Origin of the sequence: Sphingobacterium sp. LZ7M1 (genome assembly GCF_024296865.1) — a bacterium.
Classification (GTDB): domain Bacteria; phylum Bacteroidota; class Bacteroidia; order Sphingobacteriales; family Sphingobacteriaceae; genus Sphingobacterium.
On sequence record NZ_CP101134.1, the window covers coordinates 3,258,066 to 3,284,821 of the forward strand.

At 40.9% G+C, this 26,756-nt stretch carries 22 protein-coding genes and 1 tRNA gene; 12 read left to right on the top strand and 11 right to left on the bottom strand.

Annotated features, from left to right (window positions below; all coding sequences use genetic code 11):
* The first annotated feature begins 1 nt into the window (after position 1).
* The 3 genes from NMK93_RS14085 (at position 2) to NMK93_RS14095 (ending at position 3,980) form a co-directional block, all read left to right on the top strand.
* A complete protein-coding gene (locus NMK93_RS14085) occupies positions 2–1,972 on the top strand; it encodes a DUF3857 and transglutaminase domain-containing protein (protein WP_254527985.1) in 1,971 nt (656 codons plus the stop codon).
* Entirely contained in the window at positions 1,969–3,870 is a 1,902-nt protein-coding gene (locus NMK93_RS14090; RefSeq protein WP_254527987.1) for a DUF3857 domain-containing protein, read from the top strand. The genes NMK93_RS14085 and NMK93_RS14090 overlap by 4 nt, the downstream gene beginning before the upstream one ends.
* Before the next feature lie 36 nt (positions 3,871–3,906).
* Positions 3,907–3,980: transfer RNA gene (locus NMK93_RS14095), tRNA-Ala, on the top strand.
* Positions 3,981–4,239: 259 nt separating this feature from the next.
* On the opposite strand, the gene rpmA is transcribed toward NMK93_RS14095, so the two are convergent.
* From rpmA to glmM, 7 genes are all read right to left on the bottom strand, one after another.
* Positions 4,240–4,506: a 50S ribosomal protein L27 gene (gene rpmA, locus NMK93_RS14100; protein ID WP_094256038.1), complete on the bottom strand. Its 267-nt coding sequence runs from the start codon at positions 4,504–4,506 to the stop codon at positions 4,240–4,242.
* A 43-nt stretch (positions 4,507–4,549) separates the two neighbouring features.
* Complete coding sequence (gene rplU / locus NMK93_RS14105) at positions 4,550–4,861, bottom strand: 50S ribosomal protein L21 (RefSeq protein ID WP_099367640.1); 312 nt, start codon at positions 4,859–4,861, stop codon at positions 4,550–4,552.
* Positions 4,862–4,977: 116 nt separating this feature from the next.
* Positions 4,978–5,625: a hypothetical protein gene (locus tag NMK93_RS14110; protein ID WP_185214201.1), complete on the bottom strand. Its 648-nt coding sequence runs from the start codon at positions 5,623–5,625 to the stop codon at positions 4,978–4,980.
* The gene (locus tag NMK93_RS14115) at positions 5,615–6,118 is read right to left on the bottom strand and encodes an RNA polymerase sigma factor (protein WP_185214200.1); all 504 of its coding nucleotides are present in this window, start codon (positions 6,116–6,118) and stop codon (positions 5,615–5,617) included. Before NMK93_RS14115 ends, NMK93_RS14110 begins: the two co-directional genes overlap by 11 nt.
* 84 nt (positions 6,119–6,202) lie before the next feature.
* Entirely contained in the window at positions 6,203–7,132 is a 930-nt protein-coding gene (locus NMK93_RS14120) for a hypothetical protein (RefSeq protein WP_214649552.1), read from the bottom strand.
* 98 nt (positions 7,133–7,230) lie between these two features.
* Positions 7,231–7,800, bottom strand: a complete 570-nt coding sequence (locus NMK93_RS14125) for a hypothetical protein (RefSeq protein WP_254527989.1) — start codon at positions 7,798–7,800, stop codon at positions 7,231–7,233.
* 74 nt (positions 7,801–7,874) lie between these two features.
* Positions 7,875–9,257 (bottom strand): phosphoglucosamine mutase, encoded by a 1,383-nt coding sequence (glmM, locus tag NMK93_RS14130; protein WP_254527999.1) that lies wholly within the window; start codon positions 9,255–9,257, stop codon positions 7,875–7,877.
* Positions 9,258–9,448: 191 nt separating this feature from the next.
* On the opposite strand from glmM, the gene NMK93_RS14135 reads away from it, so the two are divergent.
* Together NMK93_RS14135 and NMK93_RS14140 are read left to right on the top strand one after the other, a co-directional pair.
* Entirely contained in the window at positions 9,449–10,048 is a 600-nt protein-coding gene (locus NMK93_RS14135) for a phosphatase PAP2 family protein (protein WP_185217560.1), read from the top strand.
* The gene (locus NMK93_RS14140; protein ID WP_185214196.1) at positions 10,045–10,881 is read left to right on the top strand and encodes a ZIP family metal transporter; all 837 of its coding nucleotides are present in this window, start codon (positions 10,045–10,047) and stop codon (positions 10,879–10,881) included. The genes NMK93_RS14135 and NMK93_RS14140 overlap by 4 nt, the downstream gene beginning before the upstream one ends.
* Here the strand turns inward: NMK93_RS14140 and NMK93_RS14145 are convergent, their stop codons facing one another.
* Positions 10,882–11,355 (bottom strand): MarR family winged helix-turn-helix transcriptional regulator, encoded by a 474-nt coding sequence (locus NMK93_RS14145; protein WP_185214195.1) that lies wholly within the window; start codon positions 11,353–11,355, stop codon positions 10,882–10,884.
* A 106-nt stretch (positions 11,356–11,461) separates the two neighbouring features.
* Between NMK93_RS14145 and NMK93_RS14150 the strand changes: the two genes are divergently transcribed.
* From NMK93_RS14150 to NMK93_RS14170, 5 genes are all read left to right on the top strand, one after another.
* The gene (locus NMK93_RS14150; RefSeq protein ID WP_185214194.1) at positions 11,462–11,701 is read left to right on the top strand and encodes a FeoA family protein; all 240 of its coding nucleotides are present in this window, start codon (positions 11,462–11,464) and stop codon (positions 11,699–11,701) included.
* A complete protein-coding gene (gene feoB, locus NMK93_RS14155) occupies positions 11,701–13,803 on the top strand; it encodes a ferrous iron transport protein B (RefSeq protein WP_254528001.1) in 2,103 nt (700 codons plus the stop codon). The genes NMK93_RS14150 and feoB overlap by 1 nt, the downstream gene beginning before the upstream one ends.
* Positions 13,803–13,949 (top strand): FeoB-associated Cys-rich membrane protein, encoded by a 147-nt coding sequence (locus tag NMK93_RS14160; protein WP_185214192.1) that lies wholly within the window; start codon positions 13,803–13,805, stop codon positions 13,947–13,949. The genes feoB and NMK93_RS14160 overlap by 1 nt, the downstream gene beginning before the upstream one ends.
* A gap of 1,309 nt (positions 13,950–15,258) precedes the next feature.
* A complete protein-coding gene (locus tag NMK93_RS14165; protein WP_185214191.1) occupies positions 15,259–16,698 on the top strand; it encodes an amino acid permease in 1,440 nt (479 codons plus the stop codon).
* Positions 16,699–16,708: 10 nt separating this feature from the next.
* Positions 16,709–17,377 (top strand): lysoplasmalogenase, encoded by a 669-nt coding sequence (locus tag NMK93_RS14170; protein ID WP_185214190.1) that lies wholly within the window; start codon positions 16,709–16,711, stop codon positions 17,375–17,377.
* Positions 17,378–17,424: 47 nt separating this feature from the next.
* Here the strand turns inward: NMK93_RS14170 and asnB are convergent, their stop codons facing one another.
* The 3 genes from asnB to NMK93_RS14185 form a co-directional block, all read right to left on the bottom strand.
* Positions 17,425–19,119: an asparagine synthase B gene (gene asnB / locus NMK93_RS14175; RefSeq protein ID WP_254528003.1), complete on the bottom strand. Its 1,695-nt coding sequence runs from the start codon at positions 19,117–19,119 to the stop codon at positions 17,425–17,427.
* Between the two features lie 443 nt (positions 19,120–19,562).
* Positions 19,563–21,401 (bottom strand): UbiD family decarboxylase, encoded by a 1,839-nt coding sequence (locus NMK93_RS14180; RefSeq protein ID WP_254528004.1) that lies wholly within the window; start codon positions 21,399–21,401, stop codon positions 19,563–19,565.
* Between the two features lie 63 nt (positions 21,402–21,464).
* Entirely contained in the window at positions 21,465–22,337 is an 873-nt protein-coding gene (locus tag NMK93_RS14185) for a hypothetical protein (protein ID WP_185214187.1), read from the bottom strand.
* A gap of 204 nt (positions 22,338–22,541) precedes the next feature.
* Between NMK93_RS14185 and NMK93_RS14190 the strand changes: the two genes are divergently transcribed.
* Together NMK93_RS14190 and NMK93_RS14195 are read left to right on the top strand one after the other, a co-directional pair.
* Positions 22,542–23,777 (top strand): deoxyribodipyrimidine photo-lyase, encoded by a 1,236-nt coding sequence (locus tag NMK93_RS14190; RefSeq protein ID WP_254528005.1) that lies wholly within the window; start codon positions 22,542–22,544, stop codon positions 23,775–23,777.
* A 199-nt stretch (positions 23,778–23,976) separates the two neighbouring features.
* The gene (locus NMK93_RS14195; RefSeq protein ID WP_185214185.1) at positions 23,977–26,718 is read left to right on the top strand and encodes a 2-oxoglutarate dehydrogenase E1 component; all 2,742 of its coding nucleotides are present in this window, start codon (positions 23,977–23,979) and stop codon (positions 26,716–26,718) included.
* Positions 26,719–26,756 lie beyond the last annotated feature (38 nt).

Consider the following 26,756-nt stretch of genomic DNA (forward strand, 5'->3'; position numbering starts at 1 on the left):
TATGAAATCTATGTTGTTAGGCCTCTGCATGGTATGTGTATGCCTATTGGGGAAAGCTCAAGACAATCCTTTACCAAAATTGGACTTGGCATTATTCTCTACTGACCACAAGCAGAACGATACTTCGGCACATGCAATTGTATTATTTGAACATGGGAGAACTGAACTGGAGTACAGCGAAAGCGACCGAGCCTTGATGGTGGTCCACAACGTGCATGTTCGGATCAAGATCTTGGACAAAGAGGGTGCTAGTTCAGCCAATATCAATATCCCACTCTATAAGTATGGGTCTGATATGGAATATGTGCGGGACCTCAAAGGTAGAACCCATAATTTTGAAAACGGCAAACTCGTAACAGATGACCTGAAGAAAGAAGCCATCTTCACCGATAAAGCCTCCCAATATAGACATGAATTAAAATTCACCCTTCCCAATATTAAAGACAACTCCATTATTGAATATTCTTACAGACTATCATCTCCAGGTGTAAGAACCTTCAGGACTTGGTACTTCCAATCGGATCTGCCAAAGCTGCATAGTGAATATGTTGCAGTTATTCCCGCAACATTTGTCTATAACACTAACTTGAAAGGCTATTTGCCGTTATCGGACCAGAAATCTACGGTTTTGAACAAGCATTTCCTTTTGGGTGGTGATAGACAGGATTGTTCGAAAATGACATATATCATGAAGGATGTTCCAGCTTTCAAGGAAGAAGATTATATGTTGGCTCCTATCAACTATATTTCGTCGATCAACTATGAGCTCAGGACTTACCTCGACCCAACTGGACCGCATACCAATTATGCAAAAAACTGGTCCGATATCGACCAAGACCTGATGTTGGAAAAAGAATTTGGTGGACAGATTAAAAATAAAGGGGCTTTTAAGGATATAATGCCTGGGATATTGGCAAGCAAAGAAAACAAATTGGACAAGGCTAAGGCCATTTACTATTATATCCAGAAAAACATTACGTTCAATAATGTCTTGGGAAAATTTGCTGAACAAGGAATAAAAAAAGCCTTAGAAACTAAAAAAGGCAATATTGCTGATATTAACCTCGGCTTGGTAGCGGGATTGAATGCTGCTGATATTGAGGCTTACCCTGTCATAATCTCTACCCGTAACAATGGTATCCCAAACTTTCTGTTCCCTGCGATGACGGATTTCAACGCAGTTATCTGCATGGCTAAGATTGATGGAAAGGATTACCTTTTGGATGCCTCTGAAAAGTTCCTTCCGTTCGGTGAACTGCCCATGAGCTCCATCAATGACCGCGGTAGGGTTATATTTTCGAGAAGCAATTCGGATTGGGTTCCGTTAAAGAATGAAATATCCTCGAGGAAACAGTATAATATTCTTGGAAAATTGGACAGTACGGGCAAGATTACAGGAACTATCCGTATTCAGTACTCAGGATTGGACGCTCTTTATAAGAGAAATGAGATAGACAGTTATAATAGCTTTGAAGAATATGAGGAAAAACAGATGGAAAAAGTTACCTCCCTAAGGCTATTGAGCTCCAAAGTGGAAAATATTGATGACATGGAAAAACCTCTTGTTGAACAGTTGGAATTTGAAATGGACCTAAGGGAAAACTTTAGACCTGATGCGATCCTCTTGAATCCGATAATCTACGAGAGAATGAGCAAAAACCCGTTCAAACTGGAGGAAAGAAATTACCACGTGGATTTTGGCGCGCCAAGAAGCGAGACTTACAATATCAATATCAGCATTCCAACTGGTTATACCATTTCAAACAAACCTAAGGATTCTGCCATGTCCTTACCGGAAAGCACAGCTAAATACACCTTCAGGTCCTTGTATGACAACAACATTTTGATGTTGCAGCAAACAACCATGTTGAACAAGGCCATTTTCACTCCCGAGGAATATTTTCACCTGAAAGAATTCTTCTCTAGGATCATCCAACAACAAATGACTGATTTTCAATTCAAGAAGATATGATCAGAAAAATAGGATTTATACTTACTTTCCTCCTGTTGAGCCAATATGATTCATTTGGCCAATACGAGGTTTCCAACATACCGAAGGAATTGCTGAGCCGTGCGTCGGCAACAGTCCGTGAGGAACATACCACTTACGATATCAAGAGCCCTAGCGAGATGATCGAAACAGGACGACGCGTGATTACCATCCATAACAGCGCTGGAGAAGACTACAACAGTATCACGATGTCTTATGACAAGTCCAAACAGATCAAGAACATCAAGGTAGAGGTCCTAGATTCGGATGGCAAGACTGTAAAGAAATATTCCATGAAGGATTTTAAGGACTATAGCGCTTCTGATGAGGGAACTATGTTCACTAACACCAGAATAAAGCACTTATCCCCTTCACTGCCTTCTTTTCCCTATACAGTAGCAACAGAGTATGAGGTTCGTCATAACCAAACACTGGCCATCAATTCTTGGCGCCCTGACTTTGCTGTTGACATCTCCGTTCAAAAGAGCAGTTATGAGATCTTGGCGGATCCCAACTACACCTTGAGGATCTTGAAAAAGAACCTCAAAAAAGAGGGCAAAGAAACCATTAAAGGGAAACAGAAATCTTACTATTGGGACATCGAGAATATCAATGCGGTTCGTTCCGAACCCTATAGCCCAAATAGACATGAGACTGGCATGCGCGTTTTTGTAGTTCCTGAATCTTTTGAATACTACAAACATGCCGGAAAAGCCAATGACTGGAAATCTTATGGAGACTGGCTGAACAGCGCCTTGCTAAAGGACAAAAGAGACTTGCCTGCAGCAACCGCAGCAAAGGTTAAGGAGATCTGCAAGGACCTAAAGACCGATCAGGAAAAAGCCAAGGCTCTCTACGAATATCTACAGAAAAAGACAAGGTATATTTCCGTTCAGGTTGGTATCGGTGGACAGGAACCTTTTCCGGCATCTGATGTAGACCGCTTAGGCTATGGCGATTGTAAGGCTTTGGTAAACTATATGCAATCATTATTGGATGTAGTCAATATCCCCTCCTACTATTGCATCGTGGAAGCGGGCAATCGAAAGATGAATATCGAACCTGAATTTGCAAACCTCATCGATGGAAACCATGTAATCCTTTGTCTACCGTTTCAAAATGATACCACCTGGCTGGAATGCACGAACCAAGATCTTCCATTTGGCTACCTAGGCGATTTTACCGATGACAGGCTGGTATTGGCCATGACCGAAAATGGTGGTAAGATCTTAAGGACTGACAGCTATCCCTATGATGAGAGCCTACAACATAGAAAAAGTATCTTTAAGCTGAATACCGATGGAAAGATAAGCGGAATGATCAAAACTGAATTTTCAGGCTTCCAGTTTGAAAATCACTTCCCTAACGTAAAGAAGATCAAGGATGAGCAGATCAAATCGCTAGCTAGGCAATATGACATCAACCGTATCCAATTCAAGGACATTAAGTATAGTATTAACAACAATGGCAAGCTTTCGCTTACTGAGGACCTAAATATTGAAGCTGAGAACTTTGCTATCAAGAACAATGACAACGTCACGGTATTTCCGAACTTCCTGAACCGTAGCGCTTCGATCCCTGACATTCGAAACAGGATGAACGTCGTTCGGATCTCAAGGGGCTATACCGATATCGACGAGACAGAAATCGAATTACCGGAGAATCTTTCAAACAATATTATCCCGATCAACAAAAAGTTAGAAGTCCCCATGGGTACTTATGAGTTTCGTGTGGATATCAAGGACGGCAAGATGATATGCTATAGAAAGCTGCAACTCCGTGAAGGTGAATACCCTGTATCGAGCTATGCGGATTTCAGCAAGTTCATGTTGGATGTATCCATCACGGACGGCACAAAATATAATTTAGCATTGAAATAGGAAATATCGGAAATTCCAGTATATTTGCTGCGCTAAGGGGGATTAGCTCAGCTGGCTAGAGCGCTTGCCTGGCAGGCAAGAGGCCACCGGTTCGAATCCGGTATTCTCCACAATATAACGCAAGAGGCAGGATCAAGCATGATCCTGCCTCTTGCGTTAGACATAAGACAATAGACACAAGACATCAGACCTTTCCATTCGCGATCTTAGAACACTACTTCATTAAGCTATATCTAATAAAAAAATAGACAAAGAAAAAACAATAGAACTTTCTTAGTGGCCATGCCCAGTCTGATGTCTGATGTCTAAAACAAGAAAAGGTCTATTTGGAATTCCAAACAGACCTTTTCTTGTTTTTTTAAACTAACCTTAGTTGTTTTCTTCTACTGGAAGAACTGAAACGTAAGATTTGTTGTTTGCTTTTTTACGGAAAACTACTGTACCGTCGATTAAAGCGTATAAGGTATGATCTTTACCGATACCAACGTTAGCATCAGGATTGTGCTGAGTACCACGTTGACGTACGATGATGTTACCAGCGATAGCTTGTTGACCACCGAAAATTTTGATACCTAATCTCTTACTGTGTGACTCACGGCCGTTCTTGGAACTACCCGCACCTTTTTTGTGTGCCATTTCTTTATTCTAATTTATGACTTGCGTCAGATTAAAAATTCGATTATAAACTGATACCAGTGATCTGGATTTTAGTGAAGTGTTGACGGTGACCGTTTTTCTTTTTGTAGCCTTTACGACGTTTTTTCTTGAAAACGATAACTTTTTCACCCTTCAAATGTGACAAAATAGTAGCTGAAACTTTAGCACCTGAGATACTTGGCGTACCTACAGTAAACTTACCACCGTCTTCTGCTAACAATACATTGTCAAATTCAATACTAGCGCCCTCGTCTCCTTGTAAACGGTGTACAAAAAGGTACTGGTCTTTTGCAACCTTAAATTGCTGTCCTGCTATATTTACTATTGCGTACATTGTTATTTATTAAAATTGTTAATATTTAATGAGTCGCAAAGATAGAATATATTTTTCATTTCAACAAAACTATTTCATCTATTTTAATACTGTTTTGTTAACATACCTCAAGCAACCTATTCCTCTGGTTTCAGTAGATCCAAGGTCTGCTTTATTTGCTTCAAATAACGTCCATACATCTTTTGGATCACCCAACGGAACAGAAAAGTTCCTCCAACAATTATGGTGCCCATACTCCCAAAATAAATCAGCTTGCCTGTGAACCCAAATGTAAGCGCTCTACCGATTGCATCTTTACTGCCCTGATCCATTTCCAAGGTCGCGGTCATCAACCCTATTGATAGACCGAAAGCCAAACTCATGACAAATCCCACAAAGAAAAAGGTATGATAGAATTCAATGAAATACCGCAGTTCATAGTAAAACCACATCAGGTTATCCCGGCTATCATAGCTCAGGTTATAGGAATGTTTATAAAACTTGAAAAATTTGAAACAGAAGAAAAACATCAGACTGAAGAACAGGAATGCAAAGCTGACTATTGTAAAAAAGACGACCGGTTGAATATCAACCTTCAGACCTACATAACTGAGCCCGACAATTGCCAATACCCCTAACACGAGCAGCCCGTAAAAATCCAGCCTCATATTTGCGCGCACCTTATCAATGGCATTATTCGCATGTTCGACGGACAGTTGAACTTCTTTCAAATCTTTCCCTTCTCCTTCCTCTTCCCATGCCTTCTTTAAATCGTCAAAATTCATATCCTTGTTTTTTAATGATTTCCTGTAATTTATCTTTGGTCCTATTCAGCTTCACCCGTGCATTTCCCTCTGAGATCCCCAACTGACCCCCAATTTCGCGATGGGAAAACCCTTCCAAGAAAAGAAAGATCAAGGCCTTTTCCACTTCATTGAGCTCTTTGACCGCTCTATAGAAATAAGTTAAGCGCTCTTCTTTCACTGAATGATCAGAATGATCCACAACATCAAGATCCTCGATCAGACTTTCCGTCTTTGGGGACTTTTTGTCCTTCTTCACAAAGACCAATGCCGTATTTAAGGCCACACGGTACATCCATGTAGAAAATTTGCTCTGTCCTTTAAAGTTTTCATAGGATTTCCATAGCTGATACAGCATTTCCTGATAGAGGTCCTCCCTATCAAATTCATCGTCCATATAAATCTTAGAGAGTTTATATAGGATGCCTTTGTGCTGTTCAATAACTAATAAAAATTCCTTTTCTTTAATTTTCAAAGCCAATAGTTTACCAATTCCATAAGTTAGTATAGATTATGGCAATACGTTACAGAAAAAATAAAAAAATTGGGAAAGGTTAGGTTAGATGACCTTGATTTCACCTTTAATAGGCACCTGTTGTTTCCAACGGCCTTTCAAGGTGCTCAGATATCCGGTTTGTTTGTTCTTGATCTTAAAAGTAAATTCGCATTCACGGTTTATCACTGTAACTTCAGCATATACCGTTTTCATTGAATTCGCAGGTACAATGATATCTACAGGTTGAGTTGCATTTGCCATATAAGGGGTAGATTGTACTCCTCTGACATATTTGACCTTTTCGTCCCAGACCTTCGCCCCTTGATGCTCCAATGCGATCATACTGATCAAACTATCAGGTGCTGGAGTCCAATCGAAAACACTGAAAAAATTCGCGCTGAATTCTGAAACAACATTCACACTCTTATAATACTCCTTAATAGGAGTTTTAATGGTCATGGGATTGCTTGCTTTGTTATCAATGATAGTACTGTTCAGCTTAAGAACAGTTACCTTACGTGCATCAGTCTTTTCGGTAATGATCTTATCAACCAATTCATAGTCGCCACCTCTCTCTTGGATGATCTCAATTTCCTTGGTAGACTCTTGGTCCTTAATTCCAATCAACAACCTTCTCGGTTCTGCGCTGAAGTTTTCGGTCATGGAAATAAATAACTTTCTAGGGTCATTTCCTTTTTTCTCCAAAGTAATGAAACCTTGTGAATTTTCCACGCGACCTACCCCTCCTAATCGCATGATTTGCAAACGGGAATCTAATAGATACTTAGTTGGATTAATATTCCTGACATGAACCACCTCCCAGTTGTCGGAGGCCATAGGAACTTCTTTATCAACAAAACCGGTATTGGTCTGGATATTAGCCTTTTCCTCCTTTACGAGTGGCTTCTGGAAATCTGGTGCTTTCTCGCAAGATGAAAGACACAAAACAGACATCAACAATAGTGTGCTTAAAAAGCGAAATGGGGTCTTCACTGGCGAAAATTGTTATAATATATCGCCAAATTTATTAAATAGTATAATATGTTGTAGACAAATAGCTATAAAAATAAAAAAAATACCGAAAATAAATACTACATATTGATTTTGGCATGATAAAACACCTTTTTATCGATCAAATTATAGTCCTCATCATAAACTGGCTCATAGACAACGACATAAACTGGTCTCACCATATCTTCCAACTTGAAGGATTCACTGAACTCAGCCAGATAAAAAGAATTTACAGTGCGTTCTGCCAGCCATTCCTGCGGGGTTCCATAAGGGTCCTTATCAAAACGATGGTCATCGATAGCTGTAAAGTACCAATAACTTGGCGCTTCATCCGAAATCGTGGTCGTCAGGTCTTCATTGAATCGACCTTCAGCCATGCCCGTATTCTCAAACCACATGACTTCCATATCGGCCTCTCCTATTGCAGAACGGTAAATATCTTCATCTTGGGTGATCCCAACACAAAAACCATCTGTATTCCTTACATGAAAAACCAACTTGAAAGGTTTTCTCTGGATATTGAACACCCCATCCTTGGCAGTCAATGTTTGATAATCCTGCTTGATCTTGATATTTACAGACTCTTGAGCCTGTAAGCTCAAATAGCTCAAAGAAAATAGACAAAGAAGGATCAGCTTGATGTTTTTCATAGTGCAAATAAACAGAAATCCCCCAGAACAATAAATAACTGTTTTGGGGGATTTTTATTTCGTCCCTACAGACCTTATCCTACGATCTCTTGGATCTCGTTCATTATTTTTTGAGCGATTGCCTCGGCAGCTTCTGCCGTTGGGCCTTCCGAATAGATACGAATGATAGGCTCGGTATTGGATTTACGAAGGTGAACCCACTCATTCGGGAAATCTATCTTCAGTCCATCAATTGTAGAATGTTGTTCGTGGGCATATTTTGCTTGCATTTTCGCCAACAGATTATCGATATCCAAATCAGGAGTAAGCGTAATCTTATTTTTTGACATATAGTACTGCGGAAGCTCAGCACGGTATTCCGTTACCTTCTTACCCAATTTTGCTAAATGCGTCAAGAACAATGCAACCCCAACCAATGAATCACGACCATAGTGAGATGCCGGATAGATCACACCACCATTACCCTCGCCACCGATTACCGCATCTACTTCCTTCATCTTGGTCACCACATTCACTTCACCTACTGCAGCCGCAAAATATTGTCCTCCATGTTTCTCCGTAACATCTCTCAATGCACGGGTAGATGAAAGGTTAGAGACTGTATTTCCTTTTTTCTGTCCCAAGATAAAATCTGAAACAGCCACCAGGGTATATTCCTCACCGAAAAGCTCACCGTTTTCCATCATGAAAACCAAGCGGTCCACATCAGGGTCAACAGCAATACCCAGATCAGCCTTGTTGTCAAGCACAGCTTGGGAAAGATCAGTTAAATGCTCTTTCAAAGGTTCAGGGTTATGCGGGAATTGCCCATTAGGCTCACAGTGAATCTTATAAACCGTCTCCACACCTAAAGCTTTGAACAGCTCAGGGATAAAGGTACCTCCTGTACTGTTCACTGCATCAACTGCAACTTTAAAGTTGGCTTTTTTGATCGCTTCCACATCCACGAATTCCAACGCCAATACATCTTCTATATGTTTCTGTAAAAACGAATCGTCTTTAGTAACAGAGCCCAACTGGTCTACCTCAGCAAAATCAAAATTCAGGCTCTCTCCCAACTCCAAAACCTCTTTACCTTTGGCATCATCAATAAATTCACCCTTCTCGTTCAACAGTTTCAGTGCATTCCATTGTCCAGGGTTATGGGAAGCCGTTAGGATAATCCCACCAGCAGCCTTTAACTTAGGCACTGCAATCTCAACTGTTGGTGTAGTTGACAAGCCTAGGTCGATTACATTAACCCCAATACTCTGCAAGGTCCCAATCACTAGATTAGAAACCATCTCTCCAGAGATACGGGCATCTCGGCCTACGACAATAGTCTTGTTCTCTGCATTTTCTGTAATGATCTTTCCGTAAGCAGCAGTAAATTTCACAATATCAACAGGTGTTAGGTTATCTCCAGGTCTTCCGCCTATTGTTCCCCTAATTCCTGAAATAGATTTTATTAAAGCCATAAGTATAAATGTTATTAATGCTCGTAAAAATAACGGAATAAAATAATTATTAATGTTTTTTATTCTTTTTTTCCTTCTTATGCATATCTTTGTTGCAACTTAGTTTCGTTTACTATAATAAGTAAGGTATTACATCTTATTTTTTTAGATTTGGTTTAATTAATGAAAATTGACCATTCTACAACAAAAATATGTTAGAGAAAATAATCCATTTCGATCAAGATTTATTTCTATTAATCAACCAGGGCTTGAGCAACATTGTTTTCGACTGGTTACTGCCTATCTTACGTAATCCTTACACTTGGTCCCCACTTTATTTATTTTTAATCATCTTTTTCATCAAACATTACGGCAAGACCGGAATTTTGATCGTTGCCTGTACATTGGCAACTTTTGGGATTTCAGATGGTGCCTCTTCGCATTTGATCAAAAAATCGGTTAAACGAGTTAGGCCCTGTAATGATGTAGTATTCAAAAACCAGGTTAATTTGCGCGCTCGCTGTGGCTCTGGGTTTAGCTTCACCTCTTCCCATGCCACAAACCACTTCGCGATGGCGTTCTTCTGGATTGTATTATTTCGTCGCAAATGGAAACATACCTTATGGCTATGTATCCTTTGGGCGGCTTCCATATCCTTTTCTCAGATCTATGTCGGAGTTCACTACCCCTTGGATATCCTCTGCGGGGCCATCCTGGGGACACTCATAGGTTTAGGGACTGGCTATTTATTCAAAAGGTTTTATCCTCAGTTTTTTGAACCCAAACCCATTCCAACAACAACAGCTGCATGAGTAGTTTCTTGATCGTATCCATCCTATTTTTCTCCGCATTACTAAGTGGTATTGCTGTATTTTTTGTCAAAAGAGACAATACCCAGTTATTGAAACTGGTCCTTTCCTTCAGTGGTGCATATTTATTTGCCATAACCGTATTGCACTTGATACCTGAAGTGTACCACAGCAATCAGACTCCTGGGGAAATCATTGGACTGTATATCTTAGGGGGATTCCTATTTCAGTTAGTTCTGGAGCATTTTTCACAGGGTATTGAGCACGGTCATATCCACCATAGCAACGATGGGCATAACCATCAGGCATTTCCCATTGCTATCCTGATCAGTCTATGTCTGCATGCCTTCCTAGAGGGATTCCCATTGGCTTCAGGACACCGAAATGAACTGGTCTTTGGTATCGCTATCCACCATATCCCAGCTGCCTTCGCATTGGGAAGCTTATTGATCGGAACAAGGCTAAAGAAAGCCACCATCATCGTATTTATCGCCATCTTTGCAGCTATGACCCCACTGGGATTCGTAACGAGCAAAGGGATCAGTGCTGGTGAAATCGGAAACATAGCACAGTATTTCGACAAGATTATGGCGGTTGTGATCGGTATTTTCTTGCACATCTCGACCACTATCCTGTTCGAATCAGGATCGGCAGATCATCATACCTTCAACAAGAAAAAGATGTTGGCAGTGTTATTAGGTGTTTTGGTTTCCATGGCCAACTTCTTATTTGAAGGTCATGACCACTCTCATCATAACCATGGTACTACAGATCAAACTGAAGAATCCCACGATCATGATCATCATGACCATGACCATTCAGATCATGAACATTAGTTAGTACTCGACCTCATTCATCAGGCCTCTGAACTTATCCAATAATTCACTGAGCTTAAAGCAATCTTCGGCTGTAATGTTTTCTGGAAGTACATCATCCAGCATCATGTCAGTCTCGATTTCTTCTAGCAGCTCCAAGCCTTTGTCGGTGATCAATAGATCGACTGCGCGCTTGTCTACGCTGTTCTTTTCCCTAGAAACTAGGCCCTTACTTACGATGCGATCAACTAACCTACTGATATCAGGCGTTTTGGTTAGCAACCTCTCCTTCAACAAATTATTGGTAACAGGATTGGGATACTGACCGCGTAAGACGCGCAACACGTTAAACTGTTGCAAGGTGATTTGTTTGGCATTCGCTCTCTTCTCCAGCATCACGTTCAACCAGTTGTTTGTGTAAATAATATTGATCGTAGCGCGATGCCAAGGACTTGCGAATTGCTTTACTTTAACCAATTCTTCGATCTTCGGCATATTTAATAATACATTAGTGTGACTTAATTCGCAATTTAAAAGATTTTAATTATTTATCTTTGCTATTGTTGATTTTTATTCAAAAAACATAAAAAATTGTCGTCGAATGCCGCAAAAAATTAGCCTTGATAAATTAAAAATCGGAGACCTTGCCAAGATTAATACCATACAGTCCACAGAAATTCCTGCAAAATTCTATGAATTAGGCTTTTACCCTGGTTCCATTGTTGAAATAAAACATAAAGCTCCGCTTAGTGGACCTATCTGTGTCAACGTCATTGAAAACAATGCCCTTATCGCCATCCGTAAATCCGAAGCCAAACTTATCACTGCAGAATTAATCTAATGAAAGACCCGAATATTGTCCTTCTGGGAAACCCCAATGTTGGTAAAACCTCTCTGTTCAATAGACTTACTAAACTTAACCAAAAGGTTGGTAACTATCCAGGGATTACCGTAGAAAAACGAGAAGGAACATTAAAAGCAAATAGCAAGACTTATCATATCATTGACCTCCCTGGTACTTATACCCTATTTCCTAACTCTTTGGATGAGGAAATTGTTTTCAAAATCCTAAGCCAGCGAGAAAATAAACTCAGTCCTGACCTTACCGTGGTGGTGGCAGAACCCTCAACACTAAAAAGAGGGATCATCCTGTACCAACAAGCGCGTGAACTGGGACTTCCAGCCATCTTCGTAATCAATATGATCGATGAAGTGGAAAGTAAGGGTGTAACCATCGACTTCCATAAATTGGAAGCCTATCTGAAAACCAAAATCTATCAAACGAATGCCCGTACCGGTAAAGGACTGGAAAAACTGATCAGTTCCCTGGATGAAAAACCATCCTTCTACCAAGGCACCTTCCAGATTCCGGAAAAATACAGCAAGGCACTCAACGAAGCCAAGAAACTTTTCCCTTTAGCAACAGAATATCTTACTTGGCAATATCTAGCTCAGGAAAACGTAAGTTACCTACCTGTAGACCAACAAGAAGAATTGGCAGCAATCCGTGCTAAACACCAATTGGATCCGCACGAGATGCAGAAGACAGAGTCGCTTTTCAGACAGGACCAAATCAGCCTGGAACTCGATAAGATCTTGATCAAATCCAAAAACCAAACCTTGGATACTACATCCAAGATCGACAGGATCTTATTGCACCCTGTACTTGGCTATATTATCTTTTTTGGTCTTTTGTTGTTGATTTTCCAGGCCATATTCAGTTGGTCCGGACCGTTAATGGACTGGATTGACGGCAGCTTCGGAGATCTAACGGCCTACCTATCCACGGTCCTTCCAGAGGGTCCATTATCTTCCCTGTTTATTGAAGGGATCGTAGCTGGTATTGGTGGTATCGTAATTTTTCTCCCACAGATTGTCATTCTATTCCTTTTCCTTTCCTTAATGGAAGAATCAGGCTATATGAGCCGTGTCGTATTCATTATGGACCGTTGGTTAAGACCATTCGGGTTGAACGGTAAATCGGTCATTCCATTAATGTCTGGAGCGGCATGTGCCATTCCGGCCGTTATGTCTGCCCGTAACATCGAAAACCCCAAAGAAAGGCTGTTGACCATCTTGGTAACTCCATTTATGACCTGTTCGGCACGTCTACCGATCTATATCGTTATCATCGGGCTGATCATTCCTGAGACTACCTATTTGGGCTTTAACGTGCAGGGAATCACCCTATTTTTCATGTATATCTTGGGGATTGTTGGCGCATTAGGTTCTGCATGGATCTTAAACAAAGTGATCAAGAGCGTACGTTCTTCCTTCCTGATCTTTGAATTACCGACATACAAACTACCAGATTGGAAAAATGTTCTAACCAATGTATGGGATAAGGCCTCTGGTTTCTTAATCGAAGCAGGTAAGATCATCTTGATGATTTCCATCGTATTATGGGTATTCGGAAACTTCGGACCGAACCAAAAATTCTACAATGCGGAAGAAATCGTGCAACAGAACAACCCTAACCTTACAGGTGCTGAGCTGGAACAAGAAGTTGGTTCATATAAATTGGAACACTCTTTCTTAGGTTACATCGGAATGGGAATCGAACCGATCGTAAGACCCTTAGGCTATGACTGGAAGATGGGAATCGGTCTGATTTCATCCTTCGCGGCACGCGAGGTCTTTGTCGGAACGATGGCCGTAGTGTACAGCATGGGACCCGATGTAGACATCGAAGATGAAGCCCAAAAGGGTTCCCTATTGACCCGAATGCGTTCGGAGATCAATAGCAACACCGGAAAACCTGCATACAATTTTGCATCAGGAATTTCGTTATTATTATTTTACGCATTTGCAATGCAATGTATGGCAACCATTGGTGTAGTTCGTAAAGAAACAGGTTCATGGAAATGGACCATGATCCAAACGTTGTTCATGACTGGCTTAGCCTATGTTGCGGCGCTGATTGCCTATCAAATCTTAAAGTAATGAGCATAATTATACAATACATCATCATCTTTATCCTTTTCATCTACGCATTGTACGTGATCTTTAAACCCTTTTTCAGCAAGAAAAAAGGAAACTCAGGATGTAGCAAAGGTTGTTGTACGGTAGAAGTAAAGCCAAAAAGCTAATAAAAAATCTTAAATAAAATAGAAAGGCATCCCGAAAAAGGATGCCTTTTTTCTTTGGCGAGAGAGCCTTCCCTGTTTGTAGAGGTGAATTGCATTCGCCCGCCCATGTATTTGAACCAGGATGTTAAGGATGAGAGGATGGACCAAGATCATAATTAACATCTAGCTGTAAAGCTATCTCGCTAGGTTGGGATGAATTGTGTTAGCCCGTTGTATCTAGGGTAAGAACCCCCAGAGGGCGTGACATCTTTATAGAAATTGAATGTTTGCAACCGCTAACCCCTAGCGGGGTGAAATGTTTTTCAATAGTTCATGTTAAAGAAAGAAAACAGTTCGTTCGCTGTGCTCACGATGACAGCTATCCTAAAAAACAAAAAATAGATTCTTCGTTTCACTCTGAATCCCTCTTTAGCGCATTTTGATTCTGAACGATCAGTGAGGAATCTGTACGGTTTTCCTCCCACCGACCCTGTCATCCTTGACCGAAGGTCAAGGAACTGTACGCCAATGCATTTTTTATTAAAGGTTGGTTTGCTGCATTCCGAGACCCTTCCTGCATCAGGGTGCCTGTGTGGGGTTAACCTTCGGTTAAAGGGACTATACGCCAATAAAATCCAGATGTTTTTAATCTTGAAGGTTTTCTTTTTTAAAGACTTTTAGGATACACCATCCATATTCAAGTTGGAATTCTGAGAACCCCCAGCGGGGGTGACATCTTTATAGAAATTGAATGTTTGCATCGGCCAACCCCCAGAGGGGGTGAAATGTTTTTCAATAGTTCTTGTTAAAGAAAACAGTTCGTTCGCTGTGCTCACGATGACAGCTATTCTAAAAAAACAAAAAATTGATTCTTCGTTTCACTCTGAATCCCTCTTTAGCGCATTTTGATTCTGAACGATCAGTGAGGAATCTGTACGGTTTTCCTCCCACCGACCCTGTCATCCTTGACCGAAGGTCAAGGAACTGTACGCCAATGCATTTTTTATTAAGGGTTGGTTTGCTGCATTCCGAGACCCTTCCTGCATCAGGGTGACAAGGTGTGGTTCTCCAAAATTTAAGGAACTGCCCAGCAATCCTAATTTTATTCTAGCTTAGGTTCCAATTCCTCCCCACCCTAAAAAACCCACATCCGCCCTAATCCTACTTAACATAAAAAAAATTATTTTCCATAATATTCCGATTAAAACACTCTTTATTTTATTTGATGCACAAAAATTAAAATGAAAAATTTATCTTGTGCCTTTTATCGGTCCTCAGGCCGATGGAGAATATTAACTAGGAACATAATCAGGAATTAACCTTCTTCAGAGTGCAAGAAAACAACGAAAAAGAACTAAAAAGAGGCCTTAGCAATAGACATATTCAGTTAATTGCCTTAGGTGGAGCCATCGGTACAGGTTTATTTTTAGGGGTTGGACAGGCAGCAATTTTAGCCGGCCCTTCTGTTATATTGGGATATGCCATCGCAGGGCTTGTCGCCTTCTTCATCATGCGGCAACTGGGTGAAATGGTCGTTGAAGAACCGATCTCGGGCAGCTTTAGCTCCTTTGCCAATAAATATTGGGGACCCTTTGCAGGCTATGCTTCCGGCTGGAACTATTGGCTACTGTACATCTTGGTCAGTATGGCCGAATTGACAGCAATCGGAAAATATGTACAGTTCTGGTGGCCTGAGATACCGCTCTGGGCTTCTTCCCTATTCTTCTTTTTGGTCATCAATGTCATCAATCTCGCATCCGTAAAGGTATATGGAGAAACCGAATTCTGGTTTTCCATCATCAAGGTCGTGGCTATCATCGCGATGATCATCTTCGGGATCTATCTCTTAGTTTCGGGGAATGGAGGCGAAAGAGCAACCGTAGCCAATCTCTATAATGATGGCGGATTCTTCCCCCATGGCTGGCTCAACGGCAATGGTGATATAGGATATTCGGGATTACTCGCCGCGCTCGTCATTATCATGTTCTCCTTCGGAGGACTGGAATTGGTGGGGATCACTGCTGCAGAAGCTGAAAACCCAGAGAAAAATATCCCTAAAGCGACCAATCAAGTTTTATGGAGAATCTTGGTATTCTATGTGGGCGCCTTATTCATCCTATTTTCCCTAATGCCTTGGCGAACCATTACTGCCGACACAAGTCCTTTCGTTGAAGTATTTGCAACCTTAAAAGGCTTCCAATTTGAACTGTTCGGCAAGACATTCTTCTTTACGAGCATCATTGCAAATGCCCTGAACATCATCGTTCTTACTGCTGCCCTATCTGTTTACAACAGCTGTGTGTATAGTAATTCAAGAATGCTTTATGGCTTGGCGGAACAGGGAAATGCACCTAAGTTCCTTAAGAAATTAAATTCAAACCATTCACCTGTAAATGCGATCCTGGTATCTGCTGGAATTGTAGCCATTACGGTTTTGATCAATAAAGTAATCCCAAAAGAGGCATTAGGAATCCTAATGTCCCTAGTGGTATCCGCTTTGATCATCAACTGGATCATGATTACACTGACCCACATGTTTTTCAGGAAACAGAAGGATAAACAAGGGATCAAGACTAAATTCCCAACCATTCTGTACCCGATCAGCAACTATTTCAGCTTATTGTTCTTATTGGGCGTATTGTTGATGATGTGGTTTACCGGATTAAAGATCTCTGTGGAGCTTATCCCTATCTGGGTCTTGCTCCTATGGATCAGTTATATCTTGGTAAAACGGAACAAAGAAAAACAGCTGAAAAATAAGGATATCTAAATCCAATAAAATGAAGCAGTACAAATTACATATCGCATTTTTGCTCCTTGCACTGCTTCATTTATATGCCGTTTATGCCAACCTTCCCAATCTGAGGTTCTTTACAAAACCACTGATCTGCCTCTCCCTAATCTTTATCCTCTATAAGGAAACCGGCTTAAAAAAGAACATTGAAAAGTTGACCGCGGTAGGTCTATTTTTTGGCTGTCTGGGCGATATATTCTTGATGTTGCATGACATGTTTGTGGCTGGATTGGCCTCTTTCCTGATCGGACACATCCTCTATGTCATAGCCTTTAGCAAACAGACGAATGCCAAGGCCCTGAGCAAACATAAAAGCTATATTCTCATCGCCGGAATATTGGCCAGCTATTCCTATTATCTCTATGGCATTCTCCAGCCTAGTTTAGGACCATTAAAGGTTCCAGTGATCCTATACATTCTCGTCATTGCAGCTATGGCCTTTTTTGCCTATACCAGGAGGTATCAGACCAATTCCTTAAGTTTTATCATCTCTTTGGTCGGCGCCCTTTTATTTATCTTTTCAGATTCTATTTTAGCAATTAATAAGTTTGTGGCCTACCTGGCCAATTCTGGTCTATACATTATGTCCAGCTATATCCTCGCCCAATATTTTATTACCCTCGGAATCATATTAGACAAAAAAACCAGGCCGTAAATAATTACAGCCCGGCATTAATACAAGTTGATATGATATGATTTAAACTATGTCAGTAATTCTTCTTGTGCCTTTTTTCCATAACTTTCATTATGCACATTGGCAACCGCCCTACCCGAAGGATCGTTTAGGTTCTGGAAGGAAGCATCCCAAGCCAATGCTTCAGGCGTACTGCATGCAACAGACTTCACTGAAGGAACTGTTTTCGCGGCAGCATCCGAAGGGAAATGTGTTTCAAAGATACTTCTGTACAGATACTCCTCCTTGTTCTTTGGCGTATTGATCGGAAACCGATGCGCCGCTGCTTCGAATTCTGTATCTGAAACTTTTTCTTCCGCTTGCGCCTTTAAGGTATCGATCCAAGAATATCCTACCCCATCCGAGAATTGCTCCTTTTGTCTCCAAGCAATCGACTCTGGCAAATAATCTTCAAAGGCCTTCCTGACCACCCACTTTTCCATTCTGCCATCCCTGATCATCTTATCTTCAGGGTTGATGCTCATGGCAATATCCATAAACTCTTTGTCCAAAAACGGAACCCTTCCTTCGACTCCCCAAGCAGCTAATGATTTATTCGCCCTCAAGCAATCATATAGATAGAGCTTTTTCAGCTTTCTCACAGTTTCCTCATGGAATTCTTTTGCATTTGGGGCTTTATGGAAATACAGATAACCACCAAATAATTCATCCGACCCTTCTCCTGAAAGCACCATCTTTATTCCCATTGATTTGATTACCCTAGCCAATAGATACATAGGTGTTGAAGCACGGATGGTCGTCACATCATAGGTCTCCAGATGGTAGATCACATCCCTGATTGCATCAAGACCCTCCTGTATGGTAAAGTTTACCTCATGATGGATGGTACCAATATGATCTGCAGCCTTTTGAGCGGCAATTAGATCCGGTGAACCCTGAAGGCCTACCGCAAATGAATGCAACTGTGGGTACCAAGCTTCTTCCTCATCATTGCTCTCAATCCTTCTGGAAGCAAACTTTTTGGTTATGGCAGCGATGACCGAGGAATCTAATCCACCAGACAGCAATACGCCATATGGAACATCGGACATCAATTGATGATGGACCGCATCTTCCAAACCTTTTCTCAATTTGGCGATATCCGTTTCATTGTCCTGTACAGTCTCGTAAGACTCCCAATCCCTTTTATACCAACGCTTAGGCTCCAAACCTTCTTTACTATATAAATAATGCCCCGGAGGAAACTGTTCGATCTCTGTACAGAAACCTTCCAAGGATTTTAGTTCTGATGCGACAAACAACTGTCCGTACTGATCTTTCCCATAGTATAGCGGGATAATACCCATGTGGTCCCTAGCAATAAAGAATGAATCTTCGCGAGAATCATATAGGGCAAATCCAAAGATCCCGTTAAGTTCCTCAACAAAAGCAGGTCCTTTTTCCAAGTAAAGAGCCAAAACAACCTCGGAATCGGACAAAGTCGAGAATTGATAATTTGGCAGAGAATTTCGTAACTCCTTATGATTGTAGATTTCACCATTTACAGCAAGGACTACCTGTCCATCAGGACTGTATAAAGGTTGACTTCCGGATTTAGGGTCAACAATGGCCAAACGCTCATGAGCTAACAATGCTTTCGATGAGCTATAGATCCCCGACCAATCTGGTCCTCTATGACGAATTCTTTTCGACATTTCCAAGACCTGCGGCCTTAAGGACTCTAGGGGTTGTTTCAATTCAAATGCTCCGACAATTCCGCACATACGATTGTTGTTTTGTTAATTATTTACTTGTTTTCATGAATTAATGACACAAAGTAAAGTATTAAAAAACAATTTTCATAATCTTTTTTAATTTTTATTGAATATTTAATAAATATTTTAAAGTTTTGTTGATTTATTCATACCTATTATTGGTTTTTATTAAAAAACACATCAGGGTAAAAATTTTAACCATGCTGGATTATTGGCTCAAATTATTTTAACAATTCATTCGAGCGTCCCTACCAACCGGCTTCGAGAATTCCTTTAGTCTCATTCGGGACACATTCGGAAAATTCGGAATGTGTCCCGAATGAGACCAAGTTTAAATGGAGGAAAAAAAAGATTGTAAATTTTTAGGGATGGCCAGAATAATGACTGAGCATGGCATACAAAACGAGGTTGCCAAAAAAGGCAACCTCGTCTATTATTTTTTGGAATTTGTTCTAATATATACCGTGCAGGGATCCACCTTTAGCGGCAAGTTGATCAACTCGCTTCTCCACTGCCGGATCTTTGATCAGATCAGGAGCATGATGAGGTTTACTTCTCGCATCGATGATCACAGGACCATGGCAGCCCCAGTGTTTATGGCTCGTGAAACTATCGATACCATAAATATCAAAGGCAGGATTGGACTTTGTAAAGGTCACCCACACAAAATTGTTTTCATTTTCTGCGGTAAAGGCTGCATCATCTGCTAATACGATAAGCTGTATGCCTTCCCAATTTCTATCCTTTGCTGCCGCGCACCATTCTCCCAGCAGCTTGGCTTCTTCTTCATAGCTCGTAAAGGCTTGACCATCTAGTACGATGATCCCAGGTAAGGCCACTTTTCCATGGTTGAAAGGTCTTGGTAAATCTAATCCCACAGGATATTCGCTAATCAATTGTCTTTTTACTTCCCCTACAGCTGCAAAAGTGACCTTTGATCCTGCATTCAATCCATCCCCTGTATAATCCAGGGTATCGATTGTCGTGTTGGTTTGGAAGTGCAGATCCCTGCTAAGGTCAATCCTTTCGAAGATATGGGTAAAGAAATCCTTGATACTATGGATATCCAATTGAGGGTTATCCTCAAAGGCTGAAATAAATAGATATTTCGCAAGACTGAGTTGGTTGGTACCTAAAATCTGGTTTGCAATGGTCAATACTTCCTGAGGTCTATCGACCTTTTGATATGGCGTATATCGTTCGCTACCTATGGCAAACAACAGGGGATGCACTCCAGCTGGATCAACGGCATGTACAGCATGTAGACCGCCGATCTGCTGAGGGATCGCATTACCAGTAATTTCATGGATCAATGCACCAAAGCTGGTATCTTCTTGTGGAGGCCTACCCACGACGGTAAAGGACCAGATGGGGTCCTTTCTATGGTAAACCTTATGTACCTTCATCAATGGGAAAGGGTGTACCAATGAATAATAACCGATATGGTCCCCGAATGGGCCTTCAGGTTTGTTGTCATTTGGATAAACGGTACCTGTAATGACAAAATCAGCATCTGCAGAGATACAGAAGCCTTCCTCATCATAGAAATAACGGAAGCGACGGTTCCCTAGGGCGCCAGCAAAGATCATTTCGGAGAGCCCCTCTGGAAGAGGCATCACAGCCGAAAGCGGATGTGAAGGCGGACCACCGACGAAAACACTGACCTTCAGCGGTTTCCCTAAGGCATTTGCTTTGGTCTGATGTATACCTATACCACGATGCAACTGGTAGTGCAAACCGATCTCTTGATCTTGGACATATTCATTGCCCCCTAGCTGTATCCGATACATACCAAGGTTGGCATTCATGATGCCCGGTTTGCTGATATCTTCTGTATATACCTGCGGCATGGTCACAAAAGGGCCACCATCCATAGGCCAGTTTACGATCTGAGGAAGTTCGGAGATCTTGGTTTGCCCATACAAAATGGGAGCTGCAGATTTCTTTTTCCAAGGCAAAGCACCCAAGGCCACCATGGAAGAGCCCGCATAGGAAAATGGTTTTTTCAAAACGGACATCGGGTTCATTTTGACGTCAACCAATTTCTTGACGTGATCCAAGGTGTCCCGGAACATGAATTTCGATCGCTCAAGGGTTCCAAAGAGGTTTGATACTGCCGGAAATTTTGATCCTTTGACATTCTCAAAATATAAGGCCGGACCCTGGGCATCATATACCCGCATCTGAATAGAGGCCATTTCCAGGTAAGGATCGACTTCTTCTTTGATTCGGATAAGATGACCATGTTTTTCTAGGTCGGCAACACATTCTTGTAAACTTTTGTATCCCATATTTAATAGCTCGCTTAGCTACAAATGTAAGCTAATAGCGGGAATATAAGAAGGTTTAAGAATTTATTGGTCGAGCTTGATGACCTGATCTAGCGGGGTAAAGGAGAATAAGATTTTGTTTTTCCAAGATGTATTGTCAATAGGGTATTCACGCTCCATGAGGCGCTTGAATTCAATAAGGTCCTCTTTATGGATATGGTAGGCTTTTTTGAAAACCAAACTCATAATAAAATGTGGGACCAATATGCTTTTCACTTCGGCATTAGGGTACAAAGTTTTCTTGTACAAGCGATAAATTTCTTGAACGGTGATGGTTCTTGGCCCTCCAATCTCAATGGTTTCATTCAGGAAACATTTGTCCCAATCAACATTATAGACCCAGCGTAAGAGGTCCAGTGATGAGATAGGATTGAACTTAACTTTGGCAATGGCATTATCATAGGGCAGATAACGTCCATTGATCAGGAGATGCATATATTTATCCAGGACACTGCCCTTCCCTATAGCCAAGTTTTTGAGCACGATGGTATAAGTGATATTGGAAGCTTTCAAGAGCGCTTCAATATCCTTAATAAAAGGCTTATCCATTAGCCTTGCTATGTAGACGATTCGTTTACCTCCATTTAACTTGGTCAGTTCAATGAAGTTTTTCAATGTTATAAGTTCTAAATTAAGGTTAACGAGTTCACCTAATGTAGGAACATGGGTAATATAAATGGAAAGGCCCACTCCAGACTCGATTTTAAAGGCTTCAAATTCTCTGCCTCTCCGCAATAAATCGACCTTATCAAGAGTTGCCGTCAATGTCTCAAACACTCTGGATTTAAACAAATCCAAGTCCCTAACAATCCCATGTACATTAAAATCCTCCCTGCTCAGGTTACTCATGGCTCGTTTTCCCAAATAAGAATTCAAACCTGATAATAACACTTCCATCTTCCCTCCTCTTATTTGTTATAATATTTATTTAATGCTAACAGAATTAAACTGCGAAAGTTTAAAGTTTCTAAAAATTTTACAAATCAAATAAATTTTAACAATTAATCACATTGTCTTTGACATGTAAAAATTCGGGTTGGGGATGCCCCCAGTCACTTAGAATAGACTATATTTGTTAAGTAACGCATTTCGGGGTATAATATGAGTAAAAGAGTAGTTCTTGTTTGGTTTAGGAATGATTTAAGACTGCATGACAATGAAGTATTAATTGAAGCTATAAACAAATCAGACTTAATCATTCCCGTTTACTGTTTCGATCCTCGTTATTTCCACAAAAACAAATTCCAACAAAACAATACCGGCATCAAAAGGGCACAATTTCTTTTGGAATCGGTTGCGAAATTAAAGGCGAAACTCCAAAAAATGGGCAGTGACCTGATGACATTTGTTGGAAAACCTGAGGAAATCCTTCCTGTTTTATGTGCTAAATATGAGGTTGGAGAAGTATTCCACCATCGGGAGGTAGCCTCGAGGGAGACCCAGATTTCCGAGATCGTGGAAGCCGAGCTTTGGGAGAACAAAATCAACCTGAGGCATTTTATCGGCCATACCCTTTTTCACAAAGAGGACTTACCCTTTCCAATCAAGGATATTCCTGATAAATTCAATATTTTCAGAAAAAAGATCGAACGAGAAAGTTCGGTTCGCCTTCCCCTTGCAGCGCCTCAGAATATTCCTAGCCCGCAACACTTGGAAGAAACGAATATCCCTAGCTTAAAGGAGTTAGGCTATACGGAAGAGGAAATAGAACCCCTCGCTGGGAAAAGCTTTGAAGGGGGCGAAGATTTTGGTATAGAAAAACTTAACAACCTTTTGGACCCCAATTACGAAGGGCTGAACAATTTCTCATTGATCTCCCCATATATCGCTATTGGAGCCCTATCGCCGATTTACGTGTACCATGAGATGCAGGATTCAGCGTTGGTCCAAAATAAAAAAAGATACGATCGCCTGATGACCATGCTATTGTGGAGAGACTATTTCCGCTTTATGCTCAAAAAATATCCCAATGTATTTTTTAAGCTAAATGGAATGGAAACAGAGCAAAATAATATAGAAAGCATCAATGAGGAATTGGTCCTGAACTGGAAAACGGCCAATACGGGTCAGGAAACAGTTGATGATAGCATCCAAACTCTATTGAGCACAGGAAACATCACCTATGCGGAGCGAAGGTTGATTTCCAAATATTTTACCCAAGAGCTAGACTCCAACTGGCTTGCCGGTGCTAGCTTTTTTGAGGAGCACCTATTAGATTATGCGCCAGCAACCACCTATGGCTTTTGGTCGCACATGGCTTCTGTGGGGACCAGTCCTAAGGAAAACAGCTGTGCTGACTGGCAAGATCTTGCCAAGAAATTATATGTTTCGAAATAAACAAATTCATTTTCTCAACGTTAAAATATTATGGAGAAAACAATAATAAACCCAAAGTTTATCAAAAATTGACTATTATTTATTTCTTAAACAGAATACACGAAAAAACATGCTAAAACATTGTATTTTATATCGATTAAATGCGGAAAAGTATGTTTATTATTTATAAATTTGGCAAAATTTTATCACCCCAATCCACATGGACAAATTGACATTTTTGAGTAATGCTGATTCGAGTTACATCGACGGTTTATATCAAGCATACAAAGCTGACCCAAATTCAGTAGATTTTGGTTGGCAAAAGTTTTTTGAAGGATTTGACTTTGGTCAAACATCAGAAGGTGGTTCGGTTGAATCAGTTGAAGGTGTATCTGATCACGCATTAAAAGAAATCAACGTACTAAACATGATCCATGGTTATAGAGACCGTGGTCACCTATTTACCCAAACCAACCCTGTTCGCGAGCGTCGCAAATACTACCCAGGCAAAGAGTTAGAGACATTTGGCCTATCAGAATCTGATATGGACACGGTTTTCAATGCTGGTGTGGAAGTTGGTTTAGGCCCTGCCAAATTAAGAGATATCCGTCAGCTGATTGAAGACACTTACTGTCGTTCTATTGGTGCTGAATTCAAATACATCCGTAATCCTGAGAAAATCAAATGGTTGCAAGACCATATGGAAGCGGACAGAAACCAACCTCACTACGATGTAGATCAGAAGAAACGCATTTTCAGGAAACTGAACCGTGCGGTGATCTTCGAAAGTTTCTTGGGAACCAAATTCTTGGGACAAAAACGTTTCTCCCTTGAGGGTGCTGAAAGCTTAATTCCAGCATTGGATTCCATCATTGAAAAAGGTGCTAGTTTAGGAATCCAAGAATTTATGATCGGTATGGCTCACCGTGGTCGTTTGAACGTATTGGCAAACATCATGGGTAAACCTTACAAAACTATCTTCTCTGAATTCGAAGGTAAAATGTATGCCGAAGAGGATCCGGAATTACAATTTGGTGGTGACGTAAAATACCACTTAGGGTATTCATCGGACGTGACTACAGAAGACGGTAAATCTATCCACCTATCTCTGGCTCCAAACCCTTCGCACCTAGAAACTGTAGATCCTATCGTTGAAGGTATCACGCGCTCTAAAATCGACATGAAATACAATGGCGATTCATCGAAGATTGCGCCGATATTGATTCATGGAGATGCGGCAATTGCAGGTCAAGGTGTGGTATATGAGGTAACTCAGATGTCAAAACTTGAAGGATACCGTACTGGTGGTACCATTCACATTGTCATCAACAACCAAGTTGGTTTTACGACCAACTATAAAGATGCCCGTTCAGGAACTTACTGTACGGACGTTGCCAAGATCTCTTCTTCACCAGTTTTCCATGTCAATGGAGATGATGCTGAAGCAGTAGTTTATGCGATTAATTTAGCGGTAGAATACCGTCAGAAATATAAAACTGATGTTTATATCGACCTATTATGTTACCGTCGTTACGGGCATAACGAGGCTGATGAACCTAAGTTTACTCAACCATTATTATACAAGGCTATTGAAAAACATCCGAATCCAAAAGATGTATATGCCAAGAAATTGGTGGATGAGAAATCCATTGACCAGACCTATGTGAAAAACACAGAGAAGGAATTTAAGGATTATCTTCAAGAGCAATTGGACATCGCCAAGAAAACGGATAAATTGGATGAAGAAGTTCCAATGTTCGGTGGAGCGTGGAAAGGTTTACATGCCGCTAAAAAGGCTGATAACTATGAAGAGGTAGACACGAAGGTTCCTGCAAAGGAATTCTTGAAATTGGCTACGGAAATCACGACCCTACCAAAAGACAAGAAGTTCTTCCGTAAGATCTCAAAATTGTTCGAAGATCGTGCTGCCATGGTTAAAAATGACAACTACGATTGGGCGATGGGTGAATTGATGGCTTATGCTACCCTATTGGATGATGGCAAACGCGTTCGTATTTCAGGACAGGATGTTCAACGAGGTACATTCTCTCACAGACATGCAGTTTTGACTTTGGAAGACTCGGAGGAGAAATACATTCCATTGGCAAATGTTAATGGTGGTGAGCGTTTCAACATCTATAACTCCTTACTTTCTGAGTATGCAGTCCTAGGTTTTGAATATGGATATGCATTGGCGAATCCTCAAGCATTGACAGTTTGGGAAGCACAGTTTGGTGACTTCTACAATGGTGCTCAGATTATCGTTGACCAATATTTGTCAAGTGCTGAAACCAAATGGAAAAGATCGAACGGTTTGGTCATGATGTTACCTCACGGTATGGAAGGTCAAGGTCCAGAGCACTCTTCGGGACGTATCGAACGTTTCTTGGAATTATGTGCGAACGACAACCTGATCATTGCAAACTGTACCACTCCAGCGAACTACTTCCACTTATTGCGCCGTCAATTGGTAAGAGATTTCCGTAAACCATTGGTAGTCTTTACGCCAAAAAGTTTATTGCGCCATCCAAAAGTGGTTTCTAAACTGGATAACTTTACCAAAGAGAACTTCCAAGAAGTAATCGATGATAGCTACGCAAAAGCAACGACCGTAAAACGTGTATTATTCTGTTCAGGAAAAATCTACTACGATTTATTGGAGAAACAACAAGCAGACAAACGTACCGATGTAGCCATCGTTAGGGTTGAGCAATTGTATCCTGCACCGGTAGATCAATTCAAGGCGATCCGTGCGAAATACAAGAAAGCGACTGAATTCATCTGGGTTCAGGAAGAAAACGAAAACATGGGTGCATGGCCATATTACTGCCGTATATTCCGCAAGACTGACCTTGATTTCACGGATTATATTGCACGTACGGAGAGCGGAAGCCCTGCTACAGGTTACATGAAAAAACATGTGGCGCAACAAGAAGCAATAATTAATAAATCATTCGAATAAACAAAATGTTTAACCGTCCGTTGTAATATTATAGTATA

Coding starts and splice junctions, on each gene's coding strand:
- feoB (WP_254528001.1), top strand. CDS start 11,701: ATGAAAGACCCGAATATTGTCCTTCTGGGAAACCCCAATGTTGGTAAA.
- NMK93_RS14145 (WP_185214195.1), bottom strand. CDS start 11,355: ATGCCGAAGATCGAAGAATTGGTTAAAGTAAAGCAATTCGCAAGTCCT.
- NMK93_RS14090 (WP_254527987.1), top strand. CDS start 1,969: ATGATCAGAAAAATAGGATTTATACTTACTTTCCTCCTGTTGAGCCAA.
- asnB (WP_254528003.1), bottom strand. CDS start 19,119: ATGTGCGGAATTGTCGGAGCATTTGAATTGAAACAACCCCTAGAGTCC.
- NMK93_RS14140 (WP_185214196.1), top strand. CDS start 10,045: ATGAGTAGTTTCTTGATCGTATCCATCCTATTTTTCTCCGCATTACTA.
- NMK93_RS14195 (WP_185214185.1), top strand. CDS start 23,977: ATGGACAAATTGACATTTTTGAGTAATGCTGATTCGAGTTACATCGAC.
- glmM (WP_254527999.1), bottom strand. CDS start 9,257: ATGGCTTTAATAAAATCTATTTCAGGAATTAGGGGAACAATAGGCGGA.
- NMK93_RS14170 (WP_185214190.1), top strand. CDS start 16,709: ATGAAGCAGTACAAATTACATATCGCATTTTTGCTCCTTGCACTGCTT.
- NMK93_RS14150 (WP_185214194.1), top strand. CDS start 11,462: ATGCCGCAAAAAATTAGCCTTGATAAATTAAAAATCGGAGACCTTGCC.
- NMK93_RS14160 (WP_185214192.1), top strand. CDS start 13,803: ATGAGCATAATTATACAATACATCATCATCTTTATCCTTTTCATCTAC.
- NMK93_RS14185 (WP_185214187.1), bottom strand. CDS start 22,337: ATGGAAGTGTTATTATCAGGTTTGAATTCTTATTTGGGAAAACGAGCC.
- rplU (WP_099367640.1), bottom strand. CDS start 4,861: ATGTACGCAATAGTAAATATAGCAGGACAGCAATTTAAGGTTGCAAAA.
- NMK93_RS14110 (WP_185214201.1), bottom strand. CDS start 5,625: ATGAATTTTGACGATTTAAAGAAGGCATGGGAAGAGGAAGGAGAAGGG.
- NMK93_RS14135 (WP_185217560.1), top strand. CDS start 9,449: ATGTTAGAGAAAATAATCCATTTCGATCAAGATTTATTTCTATTAATC.
- NMK93_RS14125 (WP_254527989.1), bottom strand. CDS start 7,800: ATGAAAAACATCAAGCTGATCCTTCTTTGTCTATTTTCTTTGAGCTAT.
- NMK93_RS14085 (WP_254527985.1), top strand. CDS start 2: ATGAAATCTATGTTGTTAGGCCTCTGCATGGTATGTGTATGCCTATTG.
- NMK93_RS14190 (WP_254528005.1), top strand. CDS start 22,542: ATGAGTAAAAGAGTAGTTCTTGTTTGGTTTAGGAATGATTTAAGACTG.
- NMK93_RS14180 (WP_254528004.1), bottom strand. CDS start 21,401: ATGGGATACAAAAGTTTACAAGAATGTGTTGCCGACCTAGAAAAACAT.
- rpmA (WP_094256038.1), bottom strand. CDS start 4,506: ATGGCACACAAAAAAGGTGCGGGTAGTTCCAAGAACGGCCGTGAGTCA.